Here is a 1,486-nt window from a genome sequence, read left to right as displayed (position 1 = left end):
CAGCTTTAACAGAGCCAAAGGAAAAAACCTTTAAGTTTAAAAACCTGCTAAAAGAGGGAAAAATACCGTCATTACCAATACATCATAGAAACAGGAGTGGCAAATGAATGAAAAAAGGATTAGGAATTATTATTGGTTTGTTAGTCATAATCGGTATTTTTATCATGATGGGAGTGGGAAGCTATAACAGCTTCGTAAGCGAAGAGGAAAATGTTAACCAGGCATATGCTCAAGTCGAGAACCAGCTTCAAAGACGGCTCGACCTGATCCCGAACCTTGTTAATACTGTAAAGGGATATGCTGCTCATGAAAAAGAAGTGATTCAGTCGATTTCAGATGCGAGAGCACGCTTAGCCGGAGCAAAAACACCCGAAGACCAGGCAACTGCAAACGCAGAGCTTTCTGGCGCTCTAAGCAGATTGCTCGTAGTAGTTGAGAATTATCCAAACTTAAAAGCAGACAAACAGTTTACTCAATTAATGGACGAGCTTGCTGGCACGGAGAACAGACTGGCAGTGGCGAGAAAAGACTATAATGATCAAGTAGCCGTGTATAACAAGAAGGTCAAGCAGTTCCCGGGTGCCATTGTTGCAAGTATTACCGGTTTTGATGAAAAGGAATATTTCAAAGCGGACCCAAGGGCACAAGAAGCTCCTTCGGTTGATTTTGGAGGCTAACGATGAGCCAAGGAAGATTCTCCGGACTAGCAGCAATAATTGGCATCCTGCTGTTGCTGCTTCCAGCCGGAGCAATCGCGGCACGAAATGAAATTCCGGCACCTGTTGGGGATATTTATGTCCAGGACTTTGCAAATATATTAAATGAGAATGAAGAAATCCAGATGCACAACATAGGAAGGTCGATTGAAGATCAAACAACCTCCCAAGTTGCTGTTCTCACAGTCGATTCCATCGGAGACACAAGCATTGAAGAATACTCAGTTGAAGCTTATCGCAAATACGGCCTCGGCACTGAAAAGGATAATAACGGTGTTCTGCTAGTTTTGGCGATGAAAGAAAAAAAAATAAGGATTGAAGTTGGGTACGGACTTGAAGGAACGATTCCTGATGGCAAGGCAGGAAGAATTCTGGATGAATATGCCATCCCCCACCTGAAAAATGGCCAGCCTAATCTGGCGGTTATGAATACGTACCAGGCGCTCGCAAATGAAGTTTCAGGCACCAATGAGTTCGGAGATGTCCCGCAACAGCAGCAACAGGAGCAGGATTTCCCAATCCCAACCTGGCTGCTGATCATTATCATAATCGGAGTTGTCGTACTAGATTTCATGTTTTTCGGAGGCACTCTAACCTATATGCTCCTTTCCATTGTTTCAAGAGGCGGCGGCAGTGGTGGAGGTCCCCGCGGTGGGGGCGGTGGATCTTCCGGAGGCGGCGGGGCAAGCCGTGGCTGGTAGCAAGGATTTCACTATTAATGCACACTCGTCGTTTTGCTTCAGGGAAAATAAAAAAAATCTGTATTAAAG

General features: G+C 45.0%; 2 protein-coding genes. Both read left to right on the top strand.

Annotation, left to right across the window (positions count from 1 at the left end):
• The first annotated feature begins 107 nt into the window (after positions 1-107).
• On the top strand, positions 108-677 hold the full coding sequence (locus tag V7201_RS22290) for a LemA family protein (protein WP_335378952.1): 570 nt from the start codon (positions 108-110) through the stop codon (positions 675-677).
• A gap of 2 nt (positions 678-679) precedes the next feature.
• On the top strand, positions 680-1,417 hold the full coding sequence (locus V7201_RS22285; RefSeq protein ID WP_335378951.1) for a TPM domain-containing protein: 738 nt from the start codon (positions 680-682) through the stop codon (positions 1,415-1,417).
• Positions 1,418-1,486 lie beyond the last annotated feature (69 nt).

This window comes from Bacillus sp. JJ1122 (genome assembly GCF_036964885.1).
Lineage (GTDB): Bacteria > Bacillota > Bacilli > Bacillales > Cytobacillaceae > Mesobacillus.
This window is presented reverse-complemented; position numbering and strand designations above follow the sequence as displayed.

Coding starts and splice junctions, on each gene's coding strand:
- V7201_RS22290 (WP_335378952.1), top strand. CDS start 108: ATGAAAAAAGGATTAGGAATTATTATTGGTTTGTTAGTCATAATCGGT.
- V7201_RS22285 (WP_335378951.1), top strand. CDS start 680: ATGAGCCAAGGAAGATTCTCCGGACTAGCAGCAATAATTGGCATCCTG.